Source organism: Nocardioides sp. (genome assembly GCF_041393715.1).
GTDB lineage: Bacteria > Actinomycetota > Actinomycetes > Propionibacteriales > Nocardioidaceae > Nocardioides.
The window spans coordinates 1-5,223 of the sequence record NZ_JAWKJQ010000022.1 but is presented as its reverse complement, the minus strand read 5'-3'; the positions used below and the strand labels follow the sequence as shown (position 1 = coordinate 5,223).

Here is a 5,223-nt window from a genome sequence, read left to right as displayed (position 1 = left end):
TCCCGACGATTCTGCGCCGCGCTCGACACCACGACATGATCCGGCGCGATCCGCTGGCACAGTGGGTTGTGACACCGGTGCCCGAGCAGCCGCGCCTGGTCGAGCGCGTCCACGCCGTGCATCACCGCGTACGCGAACCGGTGGGCGATGATCACCCGCCCCGGCGCATACCAGAACCGACCGTGGCCGCCGCCGTCCGTGCGCTCGCGCTCGGACCGACCGGCCACGGCCCCGGTCCACCACAGGCACTCACTGCCCGGCACGGTGGCGACCTTCGCCCGGTAGCGCGTGAGCACCGCCGGGTCCGCGATCGCTGCCGCGACCGCCGCGAGGCCGGCGTCATCCAGCCGACGAACCGGCACCCGCTCCCCCACTCCCAGCGGTCGCCAGTTCCGCCGCACCGTCGCCGCCCTGCTCGCCGGTCTCCGGCTCAGCGGCGAGCCGCCGCAGCCGCGTCGCCTCCCGCACCGTCACCGTCTCGCCGCACCACTCGACGGCCTCGCTCAGGGACAGGCCCTCACCCTCGGTCAACTCACGCAGCGCCTCACCGGCCCGCTTCTCGGTCTCAGCCACCGCCGCGTCGCGCTCACCGATAGCGACCATGACCCGCTCGGCCAGGTCGACCACCCGACGCTCCCGCTCCTCGCGCTCGCGCCGCCGCTTCTCGGCCATCTCCCGCGCCGTCCGCCGCGCCTGCTGCTTGATCGTCTGCTGACTCATCCGGTCCTCACTCGTGTCGACATGGACTCTGACAGTCACCTACGACATTTCTCCGACCCCGAGCGATCACCCAGCCGCAGAAACCTTCAGACCCACTCCCCCCGCCCCATCCAGCCCAACCGACCAGTCCAGCCGATCCGAACCCAACGCCCCAGCCGTCACCGACGCCCCTCAGCGTCCCCCCGATTTCCCGCGACCAACGAAGTGCCACACACCTAGTGCATTCTCGGTTCGCCGAATAGAAAGAACACACCAGAAATCCGCGCCCAAGTGATCGCCCGACGCGCCCGCGCGCACGTAGGTGACCGTGACGATGAGCCTCCACAAGCTGACGGCCGGGTCGGGGTACGACTACCTGACCCGCCAGGTCGCAGCGATGGACGCCACCGACAAGGGCCACACCGGCCTGTCGAGCTACTACACCGCGAAGGGCGAGACCCCCGGTGTGTGGGTCGGCTCGGGCCTTGGAGTTGGGGACGAGGGCATCGCTGGATTGGAGGCCGGCGACATCGTCACCGCCGACCACATGCAGAGCCTGTTCGGCTCCGGCCACCACCGTTGGCCACCCAGCGGACCAAGCAGCTGGACCTTCGCATCGGCCGCGACGAGGCCGATCGGCCAACCAAGGCCGACTACAAGGCCGCGGCCCGCCTCGGCACCCCGTACAAGGTCTACGACAACGACATCAGCCCGTTCCGGATCGAGGTCGCCAAGCGCATCGCCGCCCTCAACGAGGCCGCCGGGCTCCCCGGGGACTGGCCGGTGCCCGCGGCTGAGCGGGCAGGGGTCCGCACCGAGGTGGCCGCGGAGTTCTTCCGCGACGAGCACGGCCGCGAACCGACTGATGCCCGCGAGCTGGCCGCCACGATCGCCAAACACTCCGCCCCAAGACCAACGCGGTGGCCGGCTACGACCTGACCTTCTCGCGGTGAAGAGCGTCTCGGTGCTGTGGGCGATCGCCGACCCGAAGACGCCGCGGTGATCGAGCGCTGCCACCAGGCTGCGATCAAGGACGCCCTGGACTTCATCGAGCAGAAGGCCCTGTTCACGCGCGAGGGCACCAACGGTGTCCGCCAGGTCAACGTCCGCGGCCTGGTCGCCACCGCGTTCACCCACCGCGACTCCCGCGCCGGCGACCCCGACCTGCACACCCACGTTGCCGTGGCGAACAAGGTCCAGACGCTCGACGGCAAGTGGCTGGCCATCGACGGCCGGCTCATGTTCAAGGCCAAGGTGTCCGCCTCCGAGACCTACAACACCGCGCTCGAACGGCACCTCACCGAGGCCCTCGGAGTCCGGTTCGATGAGCGCCCGAACGAGGACGCCCGTAAGCGTCCCATCCGCGAGCTCGTCGGCGTCGACGCACAGCTGAACACCCGCTTCTCCAAGCGCCGCGCCAGCGTGGAGGAGCGCCGCAAGGAGCTGGCCGCGGCGTTCCAGTCCACCCATGGCCGGCCCCCCACCCCGGTGGAAACCATCCAGCTGTCCCAGCAGGCGACCCTGGAGACCCGCGAGGCGAAGCACGAGCCACGCACCCTCTCCGAGCAGCGTCAGGCGTGGCGCCGCGAAGCTCTCGAGGTTCTCGGCACCCCGCAGCACATCGACCAGATGATCCACGCGGCGCTGAACCCGAAGGGATCCCCGGCGCCGCAGGCGGACTCCTCGTGGTTCACCAAGACGACCGAACGGATCGTCGCGACGATGGAAGGCGCCCGGTCCACCTGGCAGTACTGGCACGTCTACGCCGAAGCACAGCGCCAAGTCCGAGCCGTGAGCGTGCCGTCCGACCAGGTCGATCAGCTGGTCTCGATGCTCGTGGAAGACGTGCTCGATGGCCGGTCCGTCCGCATCACCCAGCCGCTCGACTCGATCGCTGAACCGGACGAACTGCGCCGCGTCGACGGCTCCTCGGTCTACACCGTTGGTGGCGTCCACCTGTTCACCTCGGGCAAGGTGCTGGAAGCCGAGCAGCGCCTGGTCGGCGCCGCCGGCCGCCACGACGGGTCCGCCGTCGAGGAGTCCTCGGTCGAGCTGGCGTTGCTGGAGTCGACCGCGAACGGCATCACCCTCAACGCCGGACAGGCCACGCTCGTGCGGGAGATGGCCACCTCCGGCGCCCGGCTACAGCTAGCCATCGCGCCGGCCGGCTCGGGCAAGACCACCGCGATGCGCGCGCTGGCCAGCGCCTGGACTGATGGCGGGGGCACGATCATTGGCCTGGCGCCGTCGGCCGCCGCCGCCGACGCCCTGAGGTCATCCATGGGCTCGCAGATCGACACCCAGACGGACACGCTGGCCAAGCTGACCCACTCGCTCCTGGAGGCCCGAGAGTCCGGCGCCGCGATGCCGGGCTGGGTCGCTGGCATCGACTCGGGCACCCTCGTGGTCATCGACGAGGCCGGGATGGCCGACACCCTCTCGCTGGACGCCGCGGTGTCCTACATCCTCGAGCGCGGCGGCAGCGTCCGGCTGATCGGCGACGACCAGCAGCTCTCCGCGATCGGCGCCGGCGGCGTCCTGCGCGACATCCAGGCCACCCATGGCGCGCTGCAGCTGACCGAGCTCGTCCGTTTCAAGGACCCCGCCGAGGGCGCCGCCTCGCTCGCGCTACGTGAGGGCAAGACCGAGGCGCTCGGCTTCTATCTCGACCGCGACCGGGTCCACGTCGGCGACCTGGCCACCATGACCGAGGACGTCTTCGCAGCCTGGCAGGCCGACCGCGCCGCCGGGCTGGACTCGATCATGCTCGCCCCGACCCGCGACCTGGTCAGCGAACTGAACCAGCAGGCCCGCGCCCACCGCCTGGACGGGATCGACCCGGCCGACGTCGCAGCCGCCGGCCCGGTTCGCCGGCTCGCCGACGGCAACGAGGCCTCGATCGGCGAACTGATCATCACCCGCACCAACGACCGCCGGCTGCGCACCTCGGCGACCGACTGGGTCAAGAACGGCGACCGCTGGACCGTCCTGGAGATCCACGACAGCGGCGACCTGACCGTCCAGCACACCCAGCACGGCCGCACCGTGCGGCTGCCCGCCGACTACGTCGCCACGGCCACCGAACTCGGCTACGCGTGCACCGTCCACACCGCCCAGGGCGTCACCGCCGACACGATGCACGGCCTGGCCACAGGCACTGAGTCGCGTCAGCAGCTCTACACGATGATGACCCGCGGCGCCCAGGCCAACCACGTCTACCTCGAGGTCGTGGGCGACGGGGACCCGCACTCGGTGATCCACCCGACGCTCGTCCGGCCGCTCACGCCCACCGACATTCTCGAGTCGATGCTGGCCCGCGACGACGCCCAGCGGTCCGCGACCAGCCTGATCCGCGAGCAGGGCGACCCGGCCACCCGACTCGGGGAGGCCGCTCAGCGCTACCTCGACGGCCTCTACGTCGCCGCCGAGGACCTGCTGCGCCACGAGACCACCACCAGCGCAGACGGCACCGCGCTCAGCATCGTCGACGAGCTGGACACCGCGGTCGAGACCCTCGTTCCCGGGCTCTCCGACGAGGCTGCCTGGCCGACCCTGCGGGCCCACCTTCTACTGATCGGCGCAGCCGGAGAGAACCCCGTCGACGCGCTCCGGGCAGCCGCCAGCGACCGCGAGCTGGAGACCGCGCACGACCGCGCCGCGGTCCTCGACTGGCGCCTGGACGCCTCCGGGCTGCGCACCGCCGGCGCCGGACCGCTGCCCTGGATGCCTGCGGTCCCGGCCCGACTGGCCGAGGACCCGCACTGGGGCGCCTACCTCGCCCAGCGTGCTCACCTGGTCGGCGAGCTCGCCGACCAGGTGAGCAGCCGCGCGACCGACCAGGCCGACAAGGGCGTGCTGCCGGTGTGGGCCCAGAACGGCATCCGCCCCGAGACGACCGCCATCGCCGACGTCGAGGTCTGGCGAGCTGCCATGCAGGTCCCCGGCGACGACCGGCGACCGACCGGTGCGCCGCAGCTGCAGAAGATCTCCGCGACCTGGCAGCGGCGCCTCAACAAGTCCGTCACCGGAGACCACACCCCGGCGCTCAAGGAATGGCGCCAGCTGCTCTACTCGCTGGCGCCGCAGGTCCGCGACGACGAGTTCACCCCGCTGCTGGCCGAGCGTCTCGCCGCGATGTCCCGCGCCGGCATCACCGCCCACGAGCTGCTGCGCACCGCCACCACCGCGGACCACCCGGCGGGCCCGCTGCCCGACGAGCACGCCGCGGCGGCCGTGTGGTGGCGCATGGCCCGTCAGCTGACCCCGGCCGTCGCCGCGCAGATCGGTGACGGTTCCCACGGCGAGAGCGTCACCACCGAGTGGACTCCGCGACTCGTAGAGCTGTTCGGTCCCGAGCGCGCCGCGAGCATCCAGGCCAGCACCTGGTGGCCCGCTCTCGTCTCGAACGTTGACCACGGCGTTCAGCGCGGCTGGCAGGTCGAGGCCCTGCTGGGTGCCGGGCGGGCGATGCCGAGCGACGGCTGGGACGGCGTCGACGAGTGCCAGGCGCTGGTCTGGCGGACC

The 5,223-nt window shown here is 71.5% G+C and carries 3 protein-coding genes and 1 pseudogene; 2 read left to right on the top strand and 2 right to left on the bottom strand.

What is annotated here, in order from left to right; translation table 11 throughout:
* On the bottom strand, positions 1–374 hold a 374-nt coding region (locus tag R2740_RS18390; protein ID WP_371304147.1), incomplete at its 3' end, for a hypothetical protein.
* Entirely contained in the window at positions 340–720 is a 381-nt protein-coding gene (locus R2740_RS18385; protein ID WP_371304146.1) for a hypothetical protein, read from the bottom strand. The genes R2740_RS18390 and R2740_RS18385, both read right to left, overlap by 35 nt.
* A gap of 313 nt (positions 721–1,033) precedes the next feature.
* On the opposite strand from R2740_RS18385, the pseudogene mobF reads away from it, so the two are divergent.
* Positions 1,034–2,238, top strand: a pseudogene (gene mobF, locus R2740_RS18380) (MobF family relaxase); the annotation flags it as partial.
* 90 nt (positions 2,239–2,328) lie between these two features.
* Positions 2,329–5,223, top strand: a 2,895-nt coding sequence (locus R2740_RS18375; RefSeq protein WP_371304148.1) for an AAA family ATPase, incomplete at its 3' end; no start/stop codon positions are given.